This is a genomic window from Nocardiopsis sp. NPDC057823, assembly GCF_042797335.1.
GTDB lineage: Bacteria > Actinomycetota > Actinomycetes > Streptosporangiales > Streptosporangiaceae > Nocardiopsis > Nocardiopsis changdeensis.
The window spans coordinates 35873-60337 of sequence record NZ_JBHVLR010000021.1; the positions used below are offsets into that span (position 1 = coordinate 35873).

The 24465-nt window shown below is 75.1% G+C and carries 24 protein-coding genes; 6 read left to right on the plus strand and 18 right to left on the minus strand.

All coding sequences use genetic code 11. The features are described 5' to 3' along the window. Nucleotides 1-29: 29 nt before the first annotated feature. On the minus strand, nt 30-1064 hold the full coding sequence (locus tag ACFVNO_RS26420) for a hypothetical protein (protein WP_355265183.1): 1035 nt from the start codon (nt 1062-1064) through the stop codon (nt 30-32). Between the two features lie 345 nt (nt 1065-1409). Here ACFVNO_RS26420 and ACFVNO_RS26425 point away from each other — a divergent pair, with 345 nt between their 5' ends. Next, nucleotides 1410-1793, plus strand: coding sequence for an RNA polymerase-binding protein RbpA (locus tag ACFVNO_RS26425; RefSeq protein WP_220560344.1), 384 nt, complete (start codon nt 1410-1412; stop codon nt 1791-1793). A 66-nt stretch (nt 1794-1859) separates the two neighbouring features. Here ACFVNO_RS26425 and ACFVNO_RS26430 read toward each other — a convergent pair whose 3' ends face one another. The 6 genes from ACFVNO_RS26430 to ACFVNO_RS26455 all read right to left on the minus strand — a co-directional run bounded on the left by ACFVNO_RS26430 (nt 1860) and on the right by ACFVNO_RS26455 (nt 6498). Next, nucleotides 1860-2657: an HAD-IIA family hydrolase gene (locus ACFVNO_RS26430; RefSeq protein WP_255646465.1), complete on the minus strand. Its 798-nt coding sequence runs from the start codon at nt 2655-2657 to the stop codon at nt 1860-1862. Between the two features lie 63 nt (nt 2658-2720). Further along, entirely contained in the window at nt 2721-3371 is a 651-nt protein-coding gene (locus ACFVNO_RS26435) for a hypothetical protein (protein WP_355265187.1), read from the minus strand. A 91-nt stretch (nt 3372-3462) separates the two neighbouring features. Then, a complete protein-coding gene (locus ACFVNO_RS26440; protein ID WP_220560342.1) occupies nt 3463-4227 on the minus strand; it encodes an SCO1664 family protein in 765 nt (254 codons plus the stop codon). A gap of 7 nt (nt 4228-4234) precedes the next feature. Then, nucleotides 4235-4813 carry a DUF3090 domain-containing protein gene (locus tag ACFVNO_RS26445; protein ID WP_220560341.1) on the minus strand — a complete coding sequence of 193 codons (579 nt, stop codon included), beginning with the start codon at nt 4811-4813 and terminating at the stop codon, nt 4235-4237. Between the two features lie 10 nt (nt 4814-4823). Beyond that, nucleotides 4824-5567 carry an MSMEG_4193 family putative phosphomutase gene (locus ACFVNO_RS26450; protein WP_378896515.1) on the minus strand — a complete coding sequence of 248 codons (744 nt, stop codon included), beginning with the start codon at nt 5565-5567 and terminating at the stop codon, nt 4824-4826. 91 nt (nt 5568-5658) lie between these two features. Continuing rightward, nucleotides 5659-6498, minus strand: a complete 840-nt coding sequence (locus ACFVNO_RS26455; RefSeq protein WP_378896518.1) for an undecaprenyl-diphosphate phosphatase — start codon at nt 6496-6498, stop codon at nt 5659-5661. A 223-nt stretch (nt 6499-6721) separates the two neighbouring features. On the opposite strand from ACFVNO_RS26455, the gene ACFVNO_RS26460 reads away from it, so the two are divergent. Further along, the gene (locus tag ACFVNO_RS26460) at nt 6722-7672 is read left to right on the plus strand and encodes an aldo/keto reductase (RefSeq protein ID WP_378896520.1); all 951 of its coding nucleotides are present in this window, start codon (nt 6722-6724) and stop codon (nt 7670-7672) included. A 21-nt stretch (nt 7673-7693) separates the two neighbouring features. On the opposite strand, the gene ACFVNO_RS26465 is transcribed toward ACFVNO_RS26460, so the two are convergent. Continuing rightward, the gene (locus ACFVNO_RS26465) at nt 7694-9967 is read right to left on the minus strand and encodes an LLM class flavin-dependent oxidoreductase (RefSeq protein WP_378896523.1); all 2274 of its coding nucleotides are present in this window, start codon (nt 9965-9967) and stop codon (nt 7694-7696) included. 127 nt (nt 9968-10094) lie between these two features. Here ACFVNO_RS26465 and ACFVNO_RS26470 point away from each other — a divergent pair, with 127 nt between their 5' ends. Continuing rightward, nucleotides 10095-10664 carry a MarR family winged helix-turn-helix transcriptional regulator gene (locus tag ACFVNO_RS26470; RefSeq protein WP_355265203.1) on the plus strand — a complete coding sequence of 190 codons (570 nt, stop codon included), beginning with the start codon at nt 10095-10097 and terminating at the stop codon, nt 10662-10664. Between the two features lie 105 nt (nt 10665-10769). After that, nucleotides 10770-12515, plus strand: a complete 1746-nt coding sequence (locus ACFVNO_RS26475; RefSeq protein ID WP_378896527.1) for a helix-hairpin-helix domain-containing protein — start codon at nt 10770-10772, stop codon at nt 12513-12515. An 11-nt stretch (nt 12516-12526) separates the two neighbouring features. On the opposite strand, the gene ACFVNO_RS26480 is transcribed toward ACFVNO_RS26475, so the two are convergent. From ACFVNO_RS26480 to ACFVNO_RS26525, 10 genes are all read right to left on the minus strand, one after another. Then, nucleotides 12527-13516: a GNAT family N-acetyltransferase gene (locus tag ACFVNO_RS26480; protein WP_378896530.1), complete on the minus strand. Its 990-nt coding sequence runs from the start codon at nt 13514-13516 to the stop codon at nt 12527-12529. After that, nucleotides 13513-14826 (minus strand): MFS transporter, encoded by a 1314-nt coding sequence (locus ACFVNO_RS26485; protein WP_378896533.1) that lies wholly within the window; start codon nt 14824-14826, stop codon nt 13513-13515. The genes ACFVNO_RS26480 and ACFVNO_RS26485 overlap by 4 nt, the downstream gene beginning before the upstream one ends. 6 nt (nt 14827-14832) lie before the next feature. Continuing rightward, nucleotides 14833-15387, minus strand: coding sequence for a hypothetical protein (locus ACFVNO_RS26490; protein WP_378896536.1), 555 nt, complete (start codon nt 15385-15387; stop codon nt 14833-14835). Then, a complete protein-coding gene (locus tag ACFVNO_RS26495) occupies nt 15384-15851 on the minus strand; it encodes a hypothetical protein (RefSeq protein ID WP_378896539.1) in 468 nt (155 codons plus the stop codon). The genes ACFVNO_RS26490 and ACFVNO_RS26495 overlap by 4 nt, the downstream gene beginning before the upstream one ends. Nucleotides 15852-15862: 11 nt before the next feature. After that, the gene (locus tag ACFVNO_RS26500) at nt 15863-17368 is read right to left on the minus strand and encodes a hypothetical protein (protein WP_378896542.1); all 1506 of its coding nucleotides are present in this window, start codon (nt 17366-17368) and stop codon (nt 15863-15865) included. Further along, nucleotides 17365-18486: a hypothetical protein gene (locus ACFVNO_RS26505; protein WP_378896544.1), complete on the minus strand. Its 1122-nt coding sequence runs from the start codon at nt 18484-18486 to the stop codon at nt 17365-17367. The genes ACFVNO_RS26500 and ACFVNO_RS26505 overlap by 4 nt, the downstream gene beginning before the upstream one ends. Next, nucleotides 18483-19730: an arginase family protein gene (locus tag ACFVNO_RS26510; RefSeq protein ID WP_378896547.1), complete on the minus strand. Its 1248-nt coding sequence runs from the start codon at nt 19728-19730 to the stop codon at nt 18483-18485. The genes ACFVNO_RS26505 and ACFVNO_RS26510 overlap by 4 nt, the downstream gene beginning before the upstream one ends. Continuing rightward, nucleotides 19727-20929 (minus strand): diaminopimelate decarboxylase family protein, encoded by a 1203-nt coding sequence (locus ACFVNO_RS26515; protein WP_378896550.1) that lies wholly within the window; start codon nt 20927-20929, stop codon nt 19727-19729. The genes ACFVNO_RS26510 and ACFVNO_RS26515 overlap by 4 nt, the downstream gene beginning before the upstream one ends. A gap of 85 nt (nt 20930-21014) precedes the next feature. Continuing rightward, nucleotides 21015-21194 carry a hypothetical protein gene (locus ACFVNO_RS26520; RefSeq protein ID WP_378896553.1) on the minus strand — a complete coding sequence of 60 codons (180 nt, stop codon included), beginning with the start codon at nt 21192-21194 and terminating at the stop codon, nt 21015-21017. A 458-nt stretch (nt 21195-21652) separates the two neighbouring features. Then, nucleotides 21653-22141, minus strand: a complete 489-nt coding sequence (locus ACFVNO_RS26525) for a glutathione peroxidase (protein ID WP_220560331.1) — start codon at nt 22139-22141, stop codon at nt 21653-21655. A 132-nt stretch (nt 22142-22273) separates the two neighbouring features. On the opposite strand from ACFVNO_RS26525, the gene ACFVNO_RS26530 reads away from it, so the two are divergent. Both ACFVNO_RS26530 and ACFVNO_RS26535 read left to right on the plus strand, forming a co-directional pair. Further along, a complete protein-coding gene (locus ACFVNO_RS26530; RefSeq protein ID WP_378896556.1) occupies nt 22274-22984 on the plus strand; it encodes a response regulator transcription factor in 711 nt (236 codons plus the stop codon). After that, on the plus strand, nt 22981-24435 hold the full coding sequence (locus ACFVNO_RS26535) for a sensor histidine kinase (protein ID WP_378896559.1): 1455 nt from the start codon (nt 22981-22983) through the stop codon (nt 24433-24435). Before ACFVNO_RS26530 ends, ACFVNO_RS26535 begins: the two co-directional genes overlap by 4 nt. Nucleotides 24436-24465 lie beyond the last annotated feature (30 nt).

Below are 24465 nucleotides of genomic sequence, written 5' to 3' on the forward strand. Positions count from 1 at the left end.
CCCCACCGGTCGGGGCCGGCGGGCGGGGGTCAGGGCGCGGGACGGTCGGTGAGGCCGCACTTGTCGAGGGCCCTGCGGAAGGCGTAGGCGGGCGAGGCCGACACGTGCGCCCACAGGGAGCCCGGGGGGATCACGCGCCCGGCGTGGGCCAGGGCGCGGGCGGCGCGTTCGAGGTCTCCCCCGTAGTACAGGGCGGCGCCGAACAGGTGGGCGACGTTCGCGTGCTCGGGGTCGGAGGCGACGTCCCCGGCCAGCCACCGGTCGGCGGCCCCGGCCAGCTCGCCGTGGACGCCCGGGTCGGAGAGGTAGCCCCCGACGAACTCCTTGGCGTCGGCGACGGTGGCGATCTCGGCCTCGTCCCGGACGGTGAGCATGATGAGCTCCCTGTGGGCGGCGGGCAGCAGCCCCAGGCAGGCGTCGCCGGGCCCGGCCAGGGCGGCGGTCTCCCGGGCGAAGGAGAACATCTCCTCGTGGGAGCCGCTCCACTTGCGGCACAGGACCTGGAGCCGGGAGTAGCGGCCGCGGTGGTGCCAGGAGTCCCGGGCGCACAGCTCCAGCCATATCCGGTCGAGGTCCTCGCGGCGGACGCCCATGCCCAGGCAGTACCACTGGAGGTTGTTCCAGGGGCGGGGGTCCTCGGGGGCGAGTTCCGCGGCGCGCATCAGGGCACCGGCCGCCGGTTCCAAGAATGCGAGGAAGGCGCGCGCCCGGTCCGCGCCCACCGAGGCGGCCCAGCCCCCGCCGCGGATCTCCCAGGCCGCCTTCATGCGGGTGGACCCGCCGAGCAGGAGCAGGAGGGGGTCGTCGTCGCCGTAGCGTTCCTCCAATACGGACAGGTGCGGGGTGCACTCGTCCGAGAGCACGTGCAGGCGCAGATCGGCCCGCTGGGGGTCGTCGACGGTCAGCAGCTCGCGGGCCGTCGCGATGTCGCCGGCGCGGACGGCGGGCAGCGCCGCCGCGAGATCGGGGTCGCGCCAGATGTCGCCGAAGGTGATGCCCGCCTTCCTGACCTGGCGTTCCGTGATCTTGTCAATGCTCTTCTCGAGGAGCTTCAGGAGAACCACGGAGAACTTATATCGGATATACAGGCAATTTCTTCTTGTTCCTCGATATCAATAGCGAAACACGCGGAAAGCCTCTCGAAGAACAATGGCCACTCGTGTCCCGACCCGGCCACGGAACGTCACCGGACGGGTTTTCCGCAGTCCGTACCGGCGTCGGGGTGTGCATCCGGAAAAGAGCGGGAAGGAGTGCGACAGGTCACACGCACGGCGTCCTGCCGCTCCGGGCCGCCCGCTCCACAGGGCCCGGGGCCCGTGGTTCGACCACGGGACGGCGGGGAATCTTGACGTGTACCCGCGTGTTACAACCCCGCGAGACCGCACAAGCGCCTGGGAGGCACCCACACGATGGCCGAGCGAGCACTGCGCGGCACCCGACTCGGGGCGACGAGCTACGAGAACGACCGCAACACCGACCTGGCTCCGCGGCAGGAGGTCACCTACGACTGCAGCCGGGGCCACCGCTTCTCGGTCACCTTCGCGACCGAGGCCGAGATCCCCGCCGAGTGGGAGTGCCGCTTCTGCGGCGACCGCGCTCTGCGCCGCGACGGCTCCGGGGAGGAGCCCAAGGCGGCCAAGCCGACGCGCACCCACTGGGACATGCTGCTGGAGCGCAGGAGCATGGAGGACCTGGAGGAGGTCCTCGCCGAGCGCCTGGAACTGCTCCGCTCGCGCCGCCGCGAAGAGGCGGCGAAGGTGGAGGAGATCGCCAAGCAGCGGCAGAGCGCCTGACGCACCGCATCCGGCAGGGGCGGCGGACACGGGAGTGTCCGCCGCCCCTGTCCGTGTGTCCGGGCCCTACTCGGCGCCGCGGCCGAACGGGTCGCCGGTGGAGCCGACCAGCTCCTTCACCGACTCGATGACGCGGGTGGGGCGGTAGGGGAACTCCTCGGCGGTCTCCCGGCCGGAGATGCCCGACAGCACCAGGATCGTCTGCAGCCCCGCCTCCAGGCCGCTGAGCACGTCGGTGTCCATGCGGTCGCCGACCATCAGCGTGTTCTCGGAGTGGGCGCCGATCCGGCGCAGGGCCGAGCGCATCATCAGCGGGTTGGGCTTGCCCACGAAGTACGGGCTGCGCCCGGTGGCCTTCTCGATGAGCGCGGCGACCGCGCCGGTGGCGGGCAGCGGGCCCTCCGCGCTGGGGCCGGTCTCGTCCGGGTTGGTGGCGATGAACCGGGCGCCGGCGCGGACCAGGCGGATCGCCCGCGTGATGGCCTCGAAGCTGTAGGTGCGGGTCTCCCCCAGCACCACGTAGTCGGGGTTCCGCTCGGTCATGACGTAGCCCACGTTGTGCAGGGCGGTGGTCAGGCCGGACTCGCCGACCACGTACGCCGACCCGTTGGGGCGCTGGGTCTGGAGGAACTGGGCGGTGGCCAGCGCCGAGGTCCAGATGGACTCCTCGGGGATGTCCAGGCCCGTGTTGAGCAACCGCGCCCGCAGGTCGCGCGGGGTGTAGATGGAGTTGTTGGTCAACACCATGAACGGGGTGCCGTGCTCGCGCAGCTCGGCGATGACTTCGTCGGCCCCGGGGACGAGGTGTTCCTCACGGACGAGCACGCCGTCCATGTCGAAGAGGTAGTTCCATTCGTTGCTCACGGGCCCATTGTGCCGGTAGCCGCGCCCGGCACGCCATTCCTACTCCCCGGTAGTCGATTCTCCTCACACCCGGGGCGCGTCTCCGGACCCCTCCGCCAGCAGGGCGCCCAGGCGTTCGCGGGCGGCCGTGCGCAGCAGGTGCGCGTCGGCCCCGGCGGCCCCGCACACCAGGGTGCTCCCGTCGCGGTGCTCCAGCACCAGGGTGGCGCGGTGCCCCTCGTCGGAGAGCCGGGCCCCGGCCAGCCCCGCGTACGAGTACGAGCGGCCGCCCTCCTCCACGGTGCGCCGCCGCGGCTTCTCGCCGTCCCCGTCGCCGGAGGGCAGGGCCGCGCCCACCCGGCGGCGCACCGCCGGGACGAGCAGCAGCGGGAAGTAGAGCGGGAACAGGATGACGAGCAGAAAGACCGTCAGGTACCCCAGGAGCTCCCCGGCGACCTCCTTCCAGGCGAAGGCCAGGCCCGTGATCAGCACCCCCGCCAGGCCGATCCCGACGGGCGCCAGGTGGAGGCCGGTGGGCTCGCCGCCGGTGGCCTGGAGCCAGATCAGCGGGATCCAGCCCACCCCGAACAGGATCAGCGACGCGGTCCCGAGCACGGCGGGCACCCGCTCCCAGCGGGACGGGCGCGCGAAGGCCCGCAGCCGGTAGCCGGACCGGCCCAGCGCCAGCAGCGCCCGGCCGCCCGGGTCGACCCGGACCTTGATCTCGGTGGCCATACGTTTCTCCGCCTCTGTGGTGGTCCCCGGCGATTATGGGCCACGGCGGGGGCGGTGGGAACCGGGTGGCCGGATCAGGACGCGCCGCGGGTCAGACCGGCGGCCAGGGCACCGCGGGCCAGTCGGGCGCCGGGTAGGGGTGGATGCGGTGCTCCAGGAGCAGGTCGGTGCGGGCCCGCACCGCGTAGACCTCGGGGCCGGTCAGGCGCAGCCCCAGCTCCCTGGTCAGGGCGTCCCGGGGGTCGGCCAGCCGGTCGCGCAGGCGCGCCAGCCCGGCCAGCGCCTCCTCGGGCAGCGCCAGCCCCTGCCACTGCCACAGCACCGTGCGGAGCTTGTAGTCTTCGGCGAAGGTCACCCCGTGGTCGCAGCCGTACAGATGGCCCTGCGGGGTGGGCAGCAGGTGGCCGATCTTGCGGTCGGAGTTGTTGATGACCGCGTCGAACACGGCCATGCGGCGCAGGGCGGCGTTGTCGGTCTCCCGGGACAGGGCGATCAGGTCCACGGTGGTGTCGCCGTGCACCCACAGCTGGACCATGCCCTCGCCGAAGGGCCCGTCCCGGTGGACGGTGGGCGGCACGATCTCCCAGCCGAGGGCGTCGGAGACGGCGTGGGCGGCGACCTCGCGCCCGGCCAGGGTGCCGTCGGGGAAGTCCCACAGCGGCCGCTCCCCCGCCACCGGCTTGTACACGCAGTTCGCCGAGAGGGTGCCGTCGGAGACGGTGCAGTACAGGGTGGTGTTGGAGGCGGCGGTGAGGCGCCCCTCGACGGTGATCTCGCCGGTCCGCAGCAGTTCCAGGCCCGCTGCGGGGGTGAGGCCGTCGAAGGGGCCGTCGAGCGCGGTGTCGTCGTGCGTCAAGGCGTGATCAGACCAGGCGGTCGGGCCGGTAGCCGTTCTGGCGCACGCAGATGTGGCCGGCGGGGTCCAGGGGACGCCCGCACAGCGGGCAGTCCGGGCGGCCCGCGGCGACCACCTTCAGGGCGCGGCCGGCGAAGGCGCGGGCGGCCCCGGGGGTGAGGTAGACGCGCAGGACGTCGCGGTGGGCCGGGCCCTCCTCGGTGAAGACCTCCAGCTCCTCCTCGTCCTCGGTGAACTCCTCGGCCGCGGTCTCGTCGATCTCCTGGGCCTCGACGATGACGCGGGAGGCCTCGGCGTCCCAGGCCAGGGCCAGGGTCCCGACGCGGAAGTCCTGCTCGATGGGCTGCTCGAGGGGGCCCTCGTCCTCGGGGACGGCGCTGTCGTCCGGCGGCGCGCCGAAGCGTCGGTGCACCTCTTCCAGCAGCTCCTCGATACGGGTGGCCAGCGCCTCGACCTGCGCCTTCTCCAGGACGACGCTGGTGATACGGCCTTCCCCCACCGCTTGGAGGAAGAACGTGCGCTCCCCCGGCTGGCCCACGGTCCCGGCGACGAAGCGCTCCGGCGGATTGAACTGAAAGACGGGCATGCCTAGAACCTTAAGGGATCTCGGTGACGGTGTGCTCGGCCCCGGCGCCGCCGCCCACGGCGGCGTCCCCGGTGGCCTCGGCCGGGGTGGGCAGGACGGGCCCGGCCCCCTGGCCGGTGTCGTTGAGGACGTTGAGGAAGGGGCGGGTGCGCGTGTAGGTGATGGAGGTGACCGAGCAGGGGTCCACCCGCAGCCGCTGGAAGAGGTCCAGGTGCAGGCCCAGGGCGTCGGCGACGACGGCCTTGATGATGTCGCCGTGGCTGCACGCCACGTACACCGGGGGCGTCTCCCCGGGGGTGAGCAGCAGCCGGGAGTTCCAGTCGCGGACGGCCTCGACGGCGCGGGCGGAGGCCGCGGCCAGGGCCTCGCCGCCGGGGAAGCGGACGGCGGAGGGGTGGTCCTGCACGACCCGCCACAGGGGCTCCTCGGCCAGGTCCTTCAGGGCGCGCCCGGTCCAGGACCCGTAGTCGCACTCGATGAGGCGGTCGTCGGTGGTGACGGGGACGCCCAGCACCCCGGAGACGGCCTCCGCGGTCTCCTGGCAGCGTTCCAGGGGGCTGGAGAGCAGCACCGCGGGGCGCAGCCCGGTCAGCCGGCGGGCCAGGTCGGCCGCCTGGCCGCGCCCGGTGTCGTTGAGGTGGACCCCGGGGGCGCGGCCGGCCAGCCGGGGCCCGGTGGCGTCGGTCATCCCGTGCCGGACGAGGATGAGCGTGACCGCCTGCGGGAGGGTGTCCTGGGATGGTGGTGTCGCCATGGCCACCACCCTAGGGCGGTGTGCGCCGGGAGGGGACCGGGGACACGGGCGGGCCCGGCCCCCGCGGGGGCCGGGCCCGCGGCGGGGCGGGTCAGCCGACCCCGGCTCCGCCCTCCGGGTCGAGCACGCCGGAGAAGACGAGCACGAGGATGAGGACGCCGAGCGCGATGCGGTAGTACACGAACGGCATGAAGCTGTGGGTGGAGATGAACCTCATCAGCCAGGCGATGACGATGTAGCCGATGACGAACGCCACGACGGTGCCGACGATGGTCGCGCCCCAGCCCGCGTACTCGCCGCCGCCGATGTCCAGCATCTTGTACAGGCCGGAGGCGAACACCGCGGGCAGCGCGATGAGGAACGCGAACTCGGCGGCGGCCGGGCGGTCGAAGCCCAGCAGGCGGCCGCCGGTGATGGTGGCGCCCGAGCGGGAGACCCCCGGGATCAGCGCCAGGGTCTGGAACAGGCCGAACGTGATGCCCCGGCCCAGCGTGAGGTCCTCCAGCTGCCGCTCGCGGCGGGCGAAGTGGTCCACGGCGCCCAGGATGACGCCGAAGACGATGAGGGTGAGCGCGATCAGGCGCAGGTCGCGGAAGACGCTGTCGATCTGCTCTTCCAGGAGCAGGCCCAGCACGCCGATGGGGATGGTGGCCAGGATGACGTACCAGCCGATGCGGGCGTTGACGTCGCCGCGCAGGTCGCGGTCGAACAGGGAGCGCAGCCAGGTGGAGATGACCGCCCAGATCCGCTTGCGGAAGTAGACCACCACCGCCAGCTCGGTGCCGATCTGGGTGACGGCGGTGAAGGCCGCACCGGGGTCGGGCCACTGGAAGAAGGCCGCGAACACGCGCAGGTGGGCGCTGGAGGACACGGGCAGGAACTCGGTGAGCCCCTGGATGAGGCCGAGGACGACCGCCTCGAAGATGGACACTCGGTTTCGGCTTTCCTTGACGGTCCGGCATGGGGGGCACCGGAGGGCGGCTGCGGGCTTTCCCCTGGGAACCGGGAGCCGGACCGGAGGGGGTCCGGGGGGCGGGGGACCGCTCCGGCCCGCGCGGACGGCGCGGTGGACGTCTCCGGCCGGGGCCTGACGAGGGTACGCCGTGGGGATGGACGGCGGGCCGACTTCGGATGAACACGGTACCCTCCGCCGCATGGAACAGCGACAGGTGGGCCGATCGGGACTCTGGGTGTCCCGCACCGCCCTCGGCACGATGACCTGGGGCCAGGACACCTCCGAAGAGGAGGCCGGGCAGCAGCTCGCCGCGTTCGTCGACGCGGGCGGCACGCTCGTGGACACCGCGGACATCTACACGGGCGGGCAGAGCGAACGGATCCTGGGCCGGCTGCTGCGCACCGCGGTGCGCCGCGAGGACGTGGTGGTGGCCACCAAGAGCGGCCACACCCCGGAGGGGTACCGGCCGGTGGACGCCTCGCGCCGCCACCTGCTGGCGTCCCTGGACGCCTCGCTGCGGCGGCTGCAGACCGAGTACGTGGACCTGTGGCAGCTGCACGTGTTCGACCCGGCGACGCCGCCGGAGGAGACGCTGGCGGCGATGGAGGCGGCGGTCGCCGCGGGCAAGGCCCGCTACGTGGGGACCGGCGACCTGGACGCCTGGCAGTTCGCCACGCTGGCGACCTGGCAGCGGGCGCGGCCGGGCCGGGTGCCGCTGGTGAGCGCGGGCGCCGAGTACTCGCTGCTCAACCGGCGCGCGGACGACGACCTGCGGCCCGCTGCGGCGTCCGCCGGGGCGCACCTGCTGGCGTGGGCGCCGCTGGGCCGGGGGGTGCTCAGCGCCAAGTACCGGACCGGCACCCCGGCGAGCTCGCGGGCGGCGTTCCCGCACATGGCGTCGTACGTGGAGCCGTACCTGGACGAGCGCAGCCGCCGGGTGGTGGAGTCGGTGTGCACCGCGGCGGAGGGGCTGGGGGTGCCGCCGCTGGCGGTGGCGCTGAGCTGGGCGCGCGACCAGCAGGGGGTGGCGGCCGCCGTGGTGGGGCCGCGCACCCTGGCGCAGCTGGAGCAGGTCCTGGGCGTGGAGGGCGTGGAGCTGCCTCCGGAGATCCGCGACGCGCTGGACGACGCGACGGCGAGGCGCCGCTGAGGCGCCCGGCCGCCGCGGCGATCAGTCCCCGGCCGGTTCGATCGGGAAGTTCTGGTCGAACACGTTGTGCGGGTCGTACTGGGCCTTGATCCCGCGCAGCCGGGAGAGGGCGGGCTCGGGGAAGGCCAGGGAGAGCACCCCGGGCCCGGTGCGGGTGTCGAAGCTCAGGTACATCCCGTCGATCGCGCCGTCCAGCTCCGCCCACCGCTCGTCGAGGCGGGCCGCGGTGCGCGGCGAGGCCAGCGCCGCCAGGGACTGGGCCTGGTGGCGGTGGGCGTAGGCGGTCGCGTCGGCGGGGACGTCGTTGACCGCCCCGCCGACCTGGCGCAGCTGCATGAAGTAGGTGGCGCCGGAGGCGAGCATGCCCGCCAGGGTCCGCGCGGTGTCCTCGGAGACCTCGGAGAGCAGTCCGGAGCGGCTCGCGGGGACGCCGGCCCCCGTGTGGGGCCCCTCGCCCCGGGGCAGGATCGCCGGGTAGGGCGCGAGCTGCGCGCTCTGGTCCAGGACCGGGCCCGCCTTGAGGAAGGGCTCCAGCGCCGCCACGGCGGCGTCGGTGTCGTCCCCCGCGTGGACGACCATCGCCCGGGCGACCGGCCCCGATCCGCCCCGGCCCGGGGCTGCGATGAGGAAGGCCGTGACCTCGCGGGGCGCGGCGGCGGTGATCTCCCCCCAGGCGCGCAGGAACCCGGCGGTGCGGGAGGCGTCGTAGGCGAACTGGGCGAGGACGACGTCGCCGACCGGTGCGGCGACGGCCTCCACGGAGGTGAGCACGCCGAAGTTGGCCCCGGCTCCGCGCATGGCCCAGAACAGGTCGGGGTTCTCGTCCGCGGCGGCGCGCAGGACCCGGCCGTCGGCGGTGACGACCTCCATCGCGGTGATGTGGTCGATCGTCAGGCCGTGGGCGCGGCCCAGGTAGCCGATGCCCCCGGTGGTGGCGATGCCGCCGACGCCGACGCCGCCGTGGTCGCCCGAGCTGACGGCCAGCCCGTGCGGGTGCAGGGCGGCGGCGACCTCGCTCCAGCGGGCCCCGGCGCCCAGGCGCACCCGGCGGGCGGCGGGGTCGAGGACCTCGACGCGGTTCATCCGGGACAGGTCGACGACGACGCCGCCGTCGTTGGTGGAGCGGCCGCTGATGCCGTGGCCGCCGCTGCGCACGTTGAGCGGGACGTCCTGGTCCAGGGCGTAGCCCAGGGCCTCGGCGACCTGGCCGGCGCTCTCCGGCCGCAGCACCAGGCCCGGCCTGCCGCTCTGCATGTAGCCGTGGCGGAGCCGGGTGTAGGCGCGGTCGCCGGGTTCGACGGCGTGGCCGCGCAGGTCCTCGGGGACGGCGTCGTAGTCGATGCCGGGACGGCGGGCGGCCAGGGCCGCGGCGGCGCGGGCCGGGCCGGTGGCGGTGCCGGCGGAGGCGCGTTCCTTCTCGACGGCCTCGCGCAGGGCGGGCGCGACCTCGGCGCCGAACGCCTCGATGGTGCGCGGGTCGTCGCCGCCGAGGATGAACGTGCTGAACCCGTGTTCCAGGACCAGCGGCAACAGGTCGTCGACCCACTGGTCGACGGGGCCCTGGAGGAAGCCGCGGCCGGCGGGCAGCAGGGCGCCCCCGGGGAGGTTGAGCATGCGCCGGACCATGCGCGGGTCGCGCCCGGCCTCCTGCGCGGCCTCGTCGATGATCCGGTTGGCGCCGGGCGCGTCGGCGATCTCCAGGTAGCCCAGGCTGGGCAGCCAGCCGTCGGCCTTGGCGCCGGTGAGGCGGAGCATGCGGGGTTTGTAGGCGCCCAGGTGGATGCCGATGTCGTGGGCGGGTGCGGGTCCGCGTTTCATGCCCGAGACGCGGTGGTGCTCGCCGTTCACGCGGACGCCGCCGCGGGCGTCGGTGTCCCAGGCCTGGCGGATGACGTCGATGCCCTCGGAGAGGGCGGCCACGCTCTGGCCGGGGGTGAGCCGGGGCCCGCCCATGGCGGCGATGCCGTCCCAGAAGGCGCCGGCGCCCAGGCCGAGCTCGAAGCGGCCGCCGGAGAGCAGGTCGAGGGAGGCCGCCTGGCGGGCGAGCATGGCCGGTCCGCGCAGCGGGAGGTTGAGGACGTTGCCGGAGACCGAGATGCGGCCGGTCCTGGCGGCGACCCAGGTCATCAGGGTCCAGGTGTCCAGGAAGCCCGGGTTGTAGGGGTGGTCCTGGAAGGTGGCCAGGTCGAGCCCGGCGGCCTCGGTGAGCTCGCCCAGGGCGACGGCGCGCTCGTGGTCGTCGGCCGAGGGCGTGATGAAGGTGCCGAACCGCAGCGGGTGTCCGTAGTCGGGCATGGTGCTGTGTCTCCTCGGAGGGACGGTCGGAGGTCCGTGGCCCGGACGCCCGCAAAGTAGTTTGTGGAATCAATGATGTTCTGTGCAACTCATCGTACAGAAAACCTATTCCTGGTAGTCTCGGGGTATGACGACACCGAGCCCCGAGAGCGCGCGGGAACCGCGGGGGCGCACCGACGGCCCGGCGCCCGACCTTGGCTGGTCGCTGGCCGTGGTGCTGCAGCGCTGGCACGAGCGGGTGGAGGAGTCGCTCGCCGACGTCCCGCACGGCAGCCGCGGCTACCACGTGCTGGTCGCCTGCGCCGCCGCCGAGGTCCCCACCCAGGCCGCGCTCGCCGAGCGCCTGCTCATCGACCGCAGCGTGATGACCTACCTGCTCGACGACCTGGAGGCCGCCGACCTGGTGCGCCGCCGGGTGGACGACGACGACCGCCGGGTGCGGCGGGTGTGCGTCACCGCGCACGGCCGCGAGGTGCTGGCCGACCTGGCCGCGCGGGTGGCCCACGTGGAGGAGCGCGTCCTGGCCGGACTGGACGAGGGCACCCGCGCCCTGTTCTGCGCCGCCGCCCGCACCGCGGCCGTCGCCATCCAGGAGTCCTCGCCCGACCTGGACCCCTGCGCCGCGGTGCGCACGGTGGTCGGCGACCCGTCGGCCGCGCGCCGGACCCCGCGCCGCCGCCCCCGCGCCCGCTCCTGAACGCCCCGCGCGCCCCGGGTCCGCACGGGGCCGCCCCGGACGTCGTCACCTCTCGGTAGGCTCGTCGCGAGAGCAGGAGCACGAGATCGAGGGGGACCGGCCCAGGTGTCCGAGGCAGTCGAACAGGTCAGCGCCGTCCTACAGGGCATGCAGGCCCCGCCCTCCCTGGCGCCGCGGCTGGTGGCCGCGCTGGGCCCGGCGGCCGCGTCGGAGCTGGCCGCCGACCCGTGGCTGCTGCTGCGGCTGCCGCAGGTGACCGCGGAGCAGGCCGACTACTGCGCCCGCCGCGCCCTGGGCGAGGCCGCCCGCCCCGACGACCCGCGCCGCCTGGCCGCCCTGACCGCGCACACGCTGCGCACCGCCGCCGCCCGCGGGCACACCGCGGTGGAGGAGAAGCGGCTGGCCTCGCTGGTGGGCCGCCTGGGCGTCCCGGCCCCGGCCCGCGCTCTGGAGGCCGCCGTGGAGGCGGGCGCCTCGGCGGTGTTCGAGAGCACCGACGACTCCGACGACGACTTCGACTTCGAGGAGGGCGGGGTCCCGGACCTGCCCGAGCCCGAGCGGTTCCACGCCCTGCCCGACCTGGGCGAGGCCGAGCAGCGGCTGGGCGGGCACCTGGTGCGCCTCATCTCCGCCAACGACCCCGTCATGGACTCGGCCACCGCCGCCGAGACCGTCGACGCCGCCTGCGACAAGGGCGGGTTCACCGTCACCGAGCACACCCGCGCCGCGCTGGTCACGGTCGCCCTGCGGCCGGTGACGGTGCTCTGGCACGGCCCGGGGGACTCCGCCGAGACCGCGCGCGCCCTGCTGTGCCTGGCCGCGATCGCCGAGGACAGCCGGGTGGGGATCACCGTGGTGGCGCCCACCGCGCAGACGGCCGCCGCCGTGGCCGCCGACCTGGCCGCGGTGGCCCAGGGCGACCCGGGGGTGCGCGTGCTCTCCCTGGCCGCCGCGCTGCGGCAGGGCCCCATCCCGTCGGGCCTGGTGGTGCTGTGCGAGTCGATGGCGGTGGGCACCGCCCGCGCCGCCGACCTGGCCGCCGCCTGCGCCGACGGCGCGCACCTGGTGCTGCTCGCCGACCCGAGGCAGGCCCCGTCGGCCACCCCGGGCCGGGTCGCCGAGGACATCGTGCGCTCGCGCACCGCCCACACCGCCGAGATCGCCGGCCCCGAGGACGACGGGGCCCCGGGGCCCATCGCCGCCCTGGCGCTGGCCGTGTCCGAGGGCGAGGTCCCCGAGGTGGACGCCCCCGGCCGCGAGGTGGTGCGGGTCCCCGCCGCCACGGCGGAGGAGGCCGCCCACCGGGTCGTGCAGCTGGTCACCGACTCCATTCCGCGCGCGCTGGGCATCCCCGCCGGGGAGGTTCGGGTGGTCACCGCCCGCGAGGACGGCCCCGCCGGGGCCCGCGCGCTCAACGCCGCCTGCAAGGAGCGGCTGAACCCGGGCCCCGGCGCCCTGGGCGGGTTCGACCCCGGCGACGCGGTGCTGCTGGTGGCCGCGGGGCCCGGGTACGGCCCGGGCGACACCGGTGTCCTGCGCGGCCCCGTCGAGGGCGGCGTGGAGGTGGAGCTGGCCGACGGCGCGAAGGTCACCGTCGGCGACCCGGCGGCGCTGCGCCCGGGGTGGGCGCTCACCGTGGGCGCCGCCCACGGCGGCCGCTGGCCCGCCGTGGTGGGCGTGTTCCCGCCCGACGTGCCCGTGTCGCGGCCCCGGGTGTACACCGTGCTGACCCGCGCCCTGCGCCACGTGTCCCTGGTGGACGCCACCGGCGGCGGGCTGGAGACCGGGGTGCGCGAGACCCTGGCCCCCGACCGCGTCACCCGGCTGGTCCAGATCCTGCGCGAGGGCTGACCCGGGCGGGGTCAGCCCAGGACGCGCTGGACCTCCAGCATGCGCTCCACCACGCGGAACCCGAGGCGGTCGTTGACCGCCCGCATCGGGGCGTTGTCGGGGTCGACCCAGGTGCGGACCACCTTCGCGTCGGGGAACTCCCGGGCCAGCACCTCGAGGTTGCGGCGCTTGAGCGCGATGCCCAGACCGTGGCCGCGGTGGGCGCGCATGACCAGGGTGTCGTCCTGGTAGACCTCGCCCCCGCCCTCGGCGGGGACGAGCAGGAGGCTGTACCCGGCCCACTCCCCCGCCGCCGTGCGGGCGACGGACACGACGGCGGTGTACCCCTGGTCGACCCGGCGCGCGTCCTCCGCCCGGAGGCGCTCGGGGTCCCACACCTCCGGTTCGGTGTCCAGGTCGCCCGTGGGCACGTCGCGCTCCATGGCCGTGCGCATCCGCGCGTAGGCCTCCAGGTGCTCCTCCGGGCAGGGGCCGGTCCAGGTGTGCAGCCGGTGGCCGGCGGGCGCCCCGGGCGGCGCGGCCATCCTCTCCGGCGGCACCGGAAGGTCGAGGACCAGGTAGTCCTCCTCGTGCACCGTGGCGAACCCGTGGGCCCGGGCGAACCGGGCGCCGGGCCAGTCGTCGGGGGTGTGCCCGCCGGGCACGTAGACCTCTCCGGTGGCGGTGGTGCGGCCCTCCTCGGCCATGGCCTCCAGGGCCAGGCCCGCCAGGCGCGCTCCCAGGCCCCGGCCCCGGCGCTCGGGGACCACCGACACGTCCACCTCGGCCAGGTGCCGGTTCTCCCGGTCGGGCAGGTCCACCATGAGCGTTCCGACGGTGCGGCCGTCCTCCACCGCCGCGTACAGCCGGTGGTGCCGGTCGTCCCGGGGGGCGAGCATCCCCCTGAGGTCGGTGTAGCCCATGACGGCGGCCTCCGGCCGCCCGTGCGTCGCCGCCTCCACCAGGGCGGTGTGCCAGGCCCGCAGGGCGGACTCGTCGGCGGGGTCGATCGGGGTGATCATCGAAGGGTGTCCTCTCGTCCGGTCGATGGTACGGCCAGGGGTTCGCCGAACCCGCGCAGCCGCGAAGACGCCATGGCGGTCAGCGCCGCGACCAGGCCCAGGAGGCCCGCGGCGGCCAGGAAGAGGGCCGTGGCACCGGTCTTCCCGGTCCCCAGCAGCTCCGCCGGAGCTCCGCCCGCGTCCGCGAACAACGGTGTCAGTACGTGGTCCACGACGGGGCCGGCGACGAGCAGTCCCAGCGGCAGGGACGACTGCGCCAGCAGGCGGCGGGCCCCGAAGACCCGGCCCTGCGACTCCTCCGGGACACGGGACTGCCAGATCGCCTGGTAGGCGGAGTTGACCGCGGGGAGCACCGCCCCGGCCGCCAGCGCCGAGGCGATCCACAGCCAGGGGGTCCACGCCAGCCCCGTCAGGAGGGGGCCGGCGGCCGAACCGGCGGCCATGCCGGCCAGCACGAGCGTCATCCGGCGGACCCGGTCCCCCAGCGCGCTCACGGCCAGGGCCCCTAGGACGCCGCCCACACCGCCCGCGGCCAGGACCACGCCCAGGACGGTGTGGTCGTCCCCGCTGCGCAGCATGATGAGCGGGGTGGTCAGGGCGTAGGAGACCGCCCCGGAGAAGTTGAGCACGAAGAACAGGCAGAGCAGGACCGCCAGGGGGCGGCTGCGGGCGATGTAGGAGAAGCCGAACGCCAGGTCCGCGCGGAGGGCGGCCCACGAGCGCCGCTCCCGTATCTCCTCCCCGGCGGGGGCCGGGCGCGGGGTGGGCGTCGCCAGCAGGGCCGCCGCCGCGAACAGGAACGTCGCCAGGTCCAGGACCAGGACCACCGAAAGGTCGGTCGCCGCCAGCAGCACACCGCCCAGGGCCGGGGCGAGGATCTCAGCCCCGGGGTCGGCCAGGGAGACCATGCCGTTGGCGCGGACCAGCCGCTCCTGCTCCACCAGGAGCGGGATCAGCGCCATGTAGGCCACCAGGTGCAGGGACTCCATGACCCCCTCGACCACGGCGATGACGTACAGGTGCCAGATCTCCAGGTTCCCCGTGAGGTACAGCGTCAGGACGGTGGCCGACGTGACGGCGAGGGCGCCGTCGCCGATCAGGACGGCGGCCCGCGGGCCGATCCGGTCCACGAGCACGCCCGCCACCGGCGCCACGGCCAGCCCGGGCGCCAGGGACAGCAGGGTCAGCAGCGCGAACAGCGTCGCCGAGCCGGACTCGCCCCACACCCACAGGGTGACGGCGAACCAGGCCGTGCCCGATCCGATCGCGGAGAGGAACTGTCCCGACCACACCAGGGAGAAGCGTCGCATACCGCCCTAGACCGCCTCGTCGGGCAGGCCGCCGGCGCGGTGCGGCAGCGGGGGGATGGTCACCAGGGTGTAGCGCTCCTCGGAGGCGACCGGGTCGACCCAGTGCCAGGCCTGCGGGTCGTGGGCGATGAAGGTGCCCGCGCGGTCGGGGACGAACACCATGGTCCCGGCGTCGTGCTGGGCGTTGAGCCCGTCCGTCTCCGAGGTGGTGAGCATGTACAGGCCCTGCTGCAGCGAGTCCCGGTGCGGCAGCACGTAGTCCCCGCGGTCGTACCTGTTGACCTGTACGTAGTAGTCGGCCATCGGCGTCCCTTCCGGGGTGATGGCCGCGAAGATCGCCGCCCGGAGGTCGTCGGGCATCCGCGCCGACTGGAGGACGTGGTAGCGGTCGTCGTCCTCGTACTCGGAGTCCCGGTAGGGGTCGAAGGGGTCGGCTTCCGGGGGCCGCGGCGGGGCCGCGGGGTCGGGGTGGTCGGCGAACAGGTGCCGGTAGCGGCGGGCGAGGGCGACGATCCCCCCGCAGTCGGCGACCACGTCGGGGATCACGGTCAACGGCTTCATCGCACTCCCATCAGAACGCTGTACCGGGGCGCACCGCGCACCGGGCTCACCCACGTCCACGCCCCCGGCGGCAGGAGCAGTCCCGTGCCCGCCCGGTCCGGCAGGCGCTCGAAGCGCTCGCCCGTCCAGGCGGTGACCCCGTCGGTGTCGGAGTCCGCCAGGGGGAAGGTGAGGGCCCACGCCCCGGCCACGGTGTCGCCGACCCGGCGCGGCAGGGTGAAGTCGCCGACGTCGTGGCGGTGGACGCGGAGGGTCTCGGGGTCGGGAGTGACCGGCAGGCGGGCGGCGGCCGCGACCAGGCGCTCGCGCAGCCCCGGGTCGTCGACCGGCGCGTCGGTGTACCGGGAGCGGGCGCCGGTGAGGTCCTCCGGGGCCGTGGGCACCGTGCCCGCCAGGACCGCCCGCACCTCCTCCAGCAGGGTGGGGGCGACAGGGACGTCCGTCGTCCCGCCGGTGAGGGTCATCGCGTTCTCCTTCACTCCAGGTCGGTCAGGTCCACGGGGACGGCGTCGGGGTGGGCCCGGCGCAGGGAGTCGGCGTCGGGGTGTGCGGCCACCTCCAGCAGCAGTTCCAGTACCGCGGCGCGCCCCCAGCCCGCCCGGGCGCCCATGGCCACCTTGAACAGCCCCCGCCCCTCCTTCAGGGACGGGACGATGCACTCGAAGCGGTGGGCGCGGAACCCGAAGCTCGACCCGTGCGAGAAGGGCAGCCCCCGGCGGTGCGCCTCGGAGCGCAGCACGCCGAGCAGGAGCCCGTGGTGGTCGAGCCGGTCCTCACGCAGGTGGCACACGACGAAGGGGGCCTGGGCCCACGGCGCGCCCGCCCCGGAGGACAGCGCGGGGTGGGCGATCCGGGAGAAGAGCCGCCCCTCCCCCGCCGCGTCGGCGAGCAGCCGGGCGGCCAGGGCGTTGTTGCGCAGGACGGCGCGGGCGTGGTCGAGGGCGGCCGCCCGGTCCAGGACGAACGGGGCGCTGAGCACGGAGAGGGCCTCCAGGGAGAGCCCGGTCCCGGTGACGGTGCGCATCTTGCGCAGGTAGGCGGCCAGGTCGCCGGCCGGCGGCAGCACCGGATCGTCCCGGCGGGAGTACAGGGAGGCGACGCCCAGGTTTCCCAGTTCGAGCCCGCGCTGGTCGAGTTTGAGGCCGGAGCGGACCTCGACCACCAGGACGCCCGGGTCGCCGACCGCCTCGACGAACCGCTCCATCGGCCAGAGCGGTGAGACGAGGGTGGAGTCCACCACGACCAGACCGGGGCCGCCGCTCGGGCGGGCCCGCCAGGCGGACAGGAGCGCGGGCAGGTCCAGCGCCTCCAGCTCCCACTCGTAGCGGACGGGCTCGATGAGCAGGACGTCCACCCCGCCGGCGGCGAGTGCCGCGCGCAGCTCCTCCTGGGTGGCGGCGCGGCGCCGGCGCAGGCCGTCGTCGCCGAGCAGGTCGAGCAGCACCCCGGTCTCGTAGTAGGCGCCCCACATGAGGAGGTTCAGCGGGCGGTCCGAGGTCGGCCGGGTGAGGCCCCGGTAGCCCTGGAGGACCCCGGCGATGGCGGCCATACCGCTGGAGTGGACGACGTGGGCGGCGTCGTGGCGGGGAAGGCTTCCGTCCTGGGCCGCGAGGCGGTCCTCCAGCGCGTGGCACTCGATGTTGCGCTCGTAGCTGTGCGTGGAGGGGCGGCCGAACGGCAGGGCCGTCGGGGTGCCCAGGGGCGGGGACTTGTACAGCGGGTCGGTGAAGCCGTGGGCGTGGCGGAGCCACAGCGCGCGCAGCCCCGCCTCCGCCCGGTCCAGCGCCGCCTCGGCCTCGGGGCCCCGGTGCCCGGCCAGGGCGGCGACGCCGGCGCGCCACTGCGCCACCGGTTCCTCCCGGCTCCCGTCCCCGGCCGGGGGGAAGAGCGTGTCGGCGAGGGCCAGCAGGGCCGCGACCTCCGGGTCCCCGTGCTCCCGCGCGGTACCCGCGCCGCCGACGGCCTCCGTCGTCCCGGTCATGTGCTCCACCCCTCCCCGGTGCCCACCACGTCCTCGCGCGGTGGTCCCCAGCCGTGCAGGTCGCGCGCCATCGCGGCGGTGTAGGCCCCGGCCGCGTTGAACACGAGCCGGTCGCCGGGCCTGGGGTCGGCCAGCGCGACCTCCCGGGCCAGTACGTCGTTCTCGTAGCAGGTCACCCCGCCGACCAGGTAGGGGCCGGCCGGGCCGGGCCGTTCGGGCAGGCGGGCCACCACCCGGGGGTCCCCCCAGGTGAAGAGGTTCCAGCCCGAGGCGTCGGCCACGGCGTACCCCGGGCCGCCGGGGAACCGCCCGACGGAGCGCAGGGAGACCACGAGGTAGCCGGCCAGCGCGGTGGTCAGCATGCCGGGTTCGACGATGACCCGTACGGGGGTCCCGGCGAGCCGCGCGGCGACGCGTTTCCACGCCTGCCGGGCCCGGTCCCGGTCGGTGTACAGGGCGGTGAGCCCGCCGCCCAGGTTGAGTTCGCGGACGTCGGGGAAGACGCGCAGACAGGCGAGCAGCGCCGAGGCCAGCAGCTCGGCCCGGTCAGGCGTGGCGATCTCGCCGCTGTGGACGTGCAGGCGCACGACGCGCGCCCCTGCGTCCGCCAGGGTCCGGTGCAGTTCGCGGTCGGCGGGGTCGACGCCGAACCGGCTCGCGCGGCGGCCGGCGGTGCGGTCCTGTTCGGCCATCGGGACGCGCAGGCGCAGTCCGACCTCGGCCGGGGCGGGCCGGGCGGCGAGCAGTGCGCGGAGCTGGTCGACGTTGTCGGCGTCGACCAGTGCTCCGCGGGCCGCCATGTCCGCCAGTTCGGCGCCGGTCAGGCCCGGGCCGGTGGCGCTGATCGGGTCCATGCCCGCGTCCCGGGCGGCCCGCCATTCCGCCGGCGAGGCGACGTCGGCGCCCACGCCCAGTCCGGCCAGGTGGCGCAGCAGCGGCGGGAAGCGGTTGGCCTTGAGGGCGAGGAGCAGGACCGGGTCGGGGAGCACGGACAGGTCCTCGCGCAGTCCCCGGACGGTGGCGGTGACCGCGTCCAGGTCGTACAGGAGGGCGGGGGTGTCGGTGGTGCGGGCGGCGCGCAGGACCGCCTCGCCCGGGCCGGGCGGCACGATCGTCACGCGTCCCCTCCCCGGGCTCCGACGGCGGCGTCGAGGGCGCGCAGCAGCAGGTCCGCGACGATCAGCCCATCGGTCTCCCCCTCCTGCGGCAGGAACTCCACCACGTCGATCCCGACGATGCGCCGCGACGAGCACAGGCCGACCAGGAGTCCGGTCAGCTCCGCGTGGGTGAAGCCGCCGGGCAGGGGGGTGCCGGTGGCGGAGAGCACCGACGGGTCCAGGGCGTCCACGTCGACGGTCAGGTGGTAGGGCAGGTCCTCGGGGAGCTCGGCGAGGATGTCGGCGAGCGGGGTGCGCACGGCCGAGGTGCCGGGCCAGCGGCGCAGGGTGTCGTCGGGCAGCGCGGGCGGGTCCTCCAGCTGGCGGATGCCGAACTGGGCGAGGCGGGGCACCCGGGGGTCGCCCACCACCCAGTCCATGACGTTGCCGTGGTGGCAGTGGAGTTCCGCGTCGTCCGTGCGCGGGCGGGCGTAATCGCCGTGCGCGTCGATGTGCAGCACCCCGAGGGAGCCGTGCGCCCGGGCCAGGCCCCGCACCACGGGCAGGGTGATCGAGTGGTCGCCGCCCAGGACGACGGGGAGGCGGCCGTGCTCGGCGAGGCGGCGGACGACGTCCTCCAGGGCGGACCACGTGGGACCGGTGGAACGGTGGACCGCGGCCGTCACGTCGCCGATGTCGGCCAGCCGGACCCCGGCCAGCACGCGCCGTCCGGTCACCGGGTCCACGGCCCCGGGCGGCCCGTCGGCGGTGTCGCGGTAGCGGAACAGGGCTCCGCCGGTGCGCCGCAGTCCGGCGGGGCCGAAACGGCTCCCCGGGCGGTGGGAGGCGCCCAGGTCGTAGGGCATCCCGGCGAAGACGACGTCGCAGGCGTCGCCGCGCAGCGCCTCGGCCAGGCTCAGGACCGGGGCTCCGAACATCCCGCCGCGACCGCCGGGGGTGGGCACCCCGTCCGGGTCGTGCCTGCGCAGGAGACCGCGCTCCCCCAGGGCCCCGACCAGGGCCCGCAGGCGCGGCCGGTCGGCCCCGTCGCGGACGGGCAGGCTGGCGGGGGTGCGGGGGACGGCGAAGGCGGCCAGCAGGTCGGCGGTGGCGGGGCCGACCTCCACCTCCCACCCCTCGCGGGTGTGCCACACGGTGGTGCGGCCGTTCCGTGCCCCCCGCAGGGCCAGCAGGGGGTCGGTGACGAGCAGGGTGTCGTCGCCGTAGGGGGCGTCCTCGTCCGGACCGGTCGCGGCGTCGTTCACCGGGCGGCCCCGGCGGTGGCCGGCAGGGCGTCGGCCGCGGTCATCCGTTCGCCGTCGAAGAGGTGTTCGCGCGGCGGTGGGATGCGGTTGAACCACCGGGCGTTGGTCATGGTGTAGGCGCCGGTGGCGGTGACGACCAGGCGGTCGCCGCGGCGGCAGTGGGGCACCTCCAGGGCGGTGCGGGCCGCGCCGGGGACGGCGCCGAAGAAGTCGTTCTCGTAGAGGGTGCAGCCGGCCAGCAGCGCGGGTCCGGTGGGCGGGGCCCCGTGCAGGGCCAGGACCTGGGGCCGGTTGTGCCAGGGGGCGAGGTTCCAGGCGGAGGCGTCCAGGGTGACGACGCGGGTGCCGAACACCGGGTGGTGCTCCTCCACCGACCGCACCCGGGTGACGAGGTAGCCGTAGGGGGTGAGCAGCGCGCCGCCGGGCTCGAAGCGCAGGGCGACCGGGCGGCCGGTGCGCTCCCGCCAGTCGGCGACCTGGGAGGCGGCGTCGGTGAGGGCGGCGACGGCCTGTGCCCGGTCCCGGTACAGGTGGAAGAACCCGCCGCCGAGGTCGATGACGCGCACCTCGGGCAGGTGCTCCGCCACGGTGAGCAGGTAGCGGACCTTGTACCGCAGGGAGGCGGGGGTCATCTGCCCGGTGTGGACGTGCAGGCGGGTGACCCGCAGCCGGTGGCGCTCCAGGACCTCTCCCAGGCCGGGATCGGCGGGGGCGACGCCGAAGCGGCTGTCCCCGGCGAAGGTGGCCGTGTCCTCCAGGGAACGCGGCAGGGTGACGCGCACGCGCAGCCCCACCTCGGTGCCGGGGCGCCGGCCGCCGTAGTCGTCGAGCTGGTCGAGCGAGTCGCAGTCCAAGGTGATCCCGTGTCCGGCCAGGAGGTCGAAGTCGGCGCCGGCAAAGACCGGGCCCGTGGCGGAGACCTCGGTGAACCCGGCGGCCAGCGCCAGGTCGAGTTCGCCGGGCGAGGCGATGTCGCAGCCCAGGCCGAGGGCTGCCATCTCGCGGAGCAGGGCGGGGGTGTGGCAGGCCTTGAGGGCGAGGTTGAGCCGGGCGTCCGGGATCAGGGCGATGTCCCGTGCCATGGCGCGCACGCCCGCGCGGATGCCGGGCAGGTCGTAGACCAGCGCCGGGGTGGGCAGGTCCTCGGCGAGCGCGAAGAGGAGCTCGCTCGGCGGGGTGAACAGGGGGGCTGGAGGCATCGTCGGTCCTTCACCGGTGGAGGGACCCGCCGGGCCGGCGGCGCCGGCCCGGCGGGCGTGTTCCCTGGGACTCGGGGAGGGTCGGCTAGTTGGACCGCGGGCGGCTGCCGCCGAGGGTGCCGAGGTCCATGGTGATCTCGCGGACGTCGGAGCCGCCGATCTCACGGATGGACTCGTCGGCGGCCTGCTCGGTCCAGGCGTCGCCGGTGAAGGCGGCGTCGAACTCCTCCTCGAGTTCGGCGAGCCTCGTCTGCAGAGTGGGCATGGTTCGTCCTTTCGCCTAGGGGCGGGAATGCGGACGCACACCACCTCATGGCGCCTTACCGGTGGGCGGCGTCGAACGCGGTGCCCACTCTAGGAATGGCCCATCGCGAAAACAATGCGGTGGCCGATTGCGGACTTGAACGGAACCGGGGATCAGATGAAAAAATCCTAAACCATCTCATGAGATATCCCTGCAAAACACATGAAACCGCCCTGACATGCACTTATAAACTCAGTTCGATCATAGAGCGCGACTCCAACACCGGAGAAAAGGGGCTTCATACCACAGAACGAATGGCCGGGACACCCCCGTTTTCGCGAAATGGAACGGGGCATGGGCGGGTAATCACCCGATCCCTCCCCGTTTTCCGGAGGCCCGGAACGGGATTTCCTTCTCAACCTACCGGGAAGGTCACCAACCCGCGGGAAGAACGGGAACGGCCCGGGCGGGGCGCCGGGTCAGCCCCGGGGGAGGTTCTCCTCGATGAGCGCGACGATCGCCGGGTCGTCGGGCACGGTCGAGGGCCGGAAGCGGTGTACCGCGCCGTCGGGCAGGACCAGGAACTTCTCGAAGTTCCACTTGACCCGCCCCGCGTCGCCCCCGGCGTCCGGGGTGCGGGTGAGCTCGGCGTACAGGGGGTGCCTCCCCCTGCCGTTCACCTTGACCTTGCTCATCATCGGGAAGGTCACGCCCCAGGTCATGGAGCAGTACTCGGCGATCCTGTCCTCGCCGCCGAACTCCTGGAGGAACTGGTTGCTGGGGAAGCCCAGCACCGTGAACCCGCGGTCGCCGTAGGTCTTCTGCAGCTCCTCCAGCGCGCCGTACTGCGGGGTGAGCCCGCAGCGGGAGGCCACGTTCACCACCAGGCGGACCTTGTCCGCCCACTCCCCGAAGGTCGTCTCGCGCCCGTCGATCAGCGTCACCGGGATCTCGTTCAACTCCGCCATGGTCCACACCCCTCGTCACCGTGCCTGCGCGCCGGACTCCAGAGTGCCAGAGCCGTGCGGCGCGCTCTCACCGGTCTCTCACCCGGACGGCGTAACCTGCCGCACGGCGGCGGGCGAAGACGGGAGCAGTCGATGGCGCATTCCCCTGCCGGGGCCGAGGGGCCCCGGGTCCTCATCGTGGAGGACGAACCCAACATCCTGGAGCTGCTCACGGCGTCCCTGGAGCTGAGCGGCTTCACCACGCGGGGCGCGCCCGACGCCGAGGGCGCGCTGGCGGCCCTGTCCGGGTTCGCGCCCGACATCGCGCTGGTGGACGTGACCCTGCCCGGACGCAGCGGCCTGGACCTGGTCGGGGACCTGCGGGCCCGGGTCCCCGGGCTGCCGCTGCTGTTCCTGACCGCGCGGGACACGGTCGGGGACCGGATCTCGGGTCTGCGGGCGGGGGCCGACGACTACATCACCAAGCCGTTCAGCCTGGAGGAGGTCGTCCTGCGGCTGCGGGCGGTGCTGCGCCGGTCGGGCGCCGAGGCGGCCGGGGAGCCGCTGCGCTACGGCGACCTGGAGCTGGACGAGGACGCCCACGAGGTGCGGCGCGGCGGGGTGCCGATCGACCTGTCCCCCACCGAGTTCGCGCTGCTGCGCTACCTGCTGGCCAACGCGGGCCGGGTGCTGACCAAGACGCAGATCCTGGACCGGGTGTGGGGCGGCCAGAGCGACGACGTGCGGGTGGTGGAGACCTACATCAGCTACCTGAGGCGCAAGATCGACCGGGACCGGCCGCCGCTGATCCGGACGGTGCGCGGGGTCGGCTACGGGCTCCGCCCGCCCCGGGCCGAACGGTGAGGCGGCCGCGGTCGCTGCGCGGCGGGATCACGCTGGCGGTGCTGGCCCTGGTCGCCCTGGGGCTGGTGGTGTCGGGGGCCGCCGGGGTCCTGCTGCTGCACCGGGCACTCGTCCAGGAGGTGGACCACCGCCTGCGCGGGCTGGCCGCCGCCGAGGCGCCCCCGCGCTCCGATGGGTTCCCGCCGGAGGAGGCCGGGCACCGGCCGCCGCCGCTGCCCACCGACCTGCGGTCGCTGTCGGTGTCCGCCGACGGCGAGGTGACACGGAGCAGCGGGCAGAGCTCCGGGGACGAGGGGCTGCCCGACGTGTCCGTGGTGGGCGCCGAGGGGCTGCGCGAGCGCGCGGGCGTCCCCTTCACACTGCCCGACACCGGCGGCGGGGACGACTGGCGGGTGCTGGCCACCGCGCGGGAGGACGGCGGCGCGGCGGTGGTGGCGCAGTCGCTCGGCGGCGTCGGCACCACCGTGCGCACCCTGGTGCTCATCGAGGTGTCGGTCGGCGCGGTCATCCTGGCCGCACTGGGGGCCGGCGCGACCGCGGTGGTGCACCGCAGGCTGCGGCCTCTGCGGGAGATGGAGGAGACCGCCCGGGCGATCGCCGGGGGCGACCTGGACCGGCGGGTGCCCCGCGACGGCGCGGCCGCGGAGGTGGACCGGGTGGGCGAGGCGCTGAACACGATGCTGGGCGAGCTGTCCCGGGCGCTGGCCGAGCGCGACCGGTCGGCGGCCACCACCCGGCGGTTCGTCGCGGACGCCTCCCACGAGCTGCGCACACCGCTGTCGTCGATCCGGGGGTTCGCCGAGCTGTACCGCCAGGGGCGCGACCGGGGTGTGGTGGCCGGGGACGAGCGCGGCGACGGCTGGGTGGCGCGGATCGAGGGCGAGGCCGAGCGGATGGGCTCGCTGGTGGACGACCTCCTGGTGCTGTCCCGGTTCGACGAGGAGCCCGCCCTGGAACGGGCCGACGTGGAGCTGGGGGCGATCGCCCGGGAGGTCGCCGCGGCCGTGTCGGCCCGGGCGCCCCGGGCGTCGGTGCGGGTCGAGGCGGCCGCGCCGGTACGGGCCGTGGGCGATCCGGGCAGGCTGCGCCAGGTGCTGGAGAACCTGGTGGGCAACGCGGTCGCCCATACCCCGGAGGGGACGCCGGTGCTGGTGCGGGTGGACCGGGGACCGGTGCCGGAGGGCGGCGCCCCGGCGCGGGCCGGGGGGCTGCCGCCGGAGGTGGCCGAGGTGGCGGTCGTGACCGTCGCCGACGAGGGGCCGGGGATCGCCGCGGCGGACCTGCCGTTCGTGTTCGACCGGTTCTACCGGGCGCCGGGGCCGCGCGGACCGGGCGCCGGACTGGGGCTGGCGATCGTGGCGGCCCTGGTGGGGGCGCACCAGGGGGTGGTGACGGCGGACTCCGGGCCGGAGGGCGGCACGGTGTTCACGGTGCTGCTGCCGCTGGGATGAGGCCCCGGTGCCGGCGGGTGCGCCTTCGCC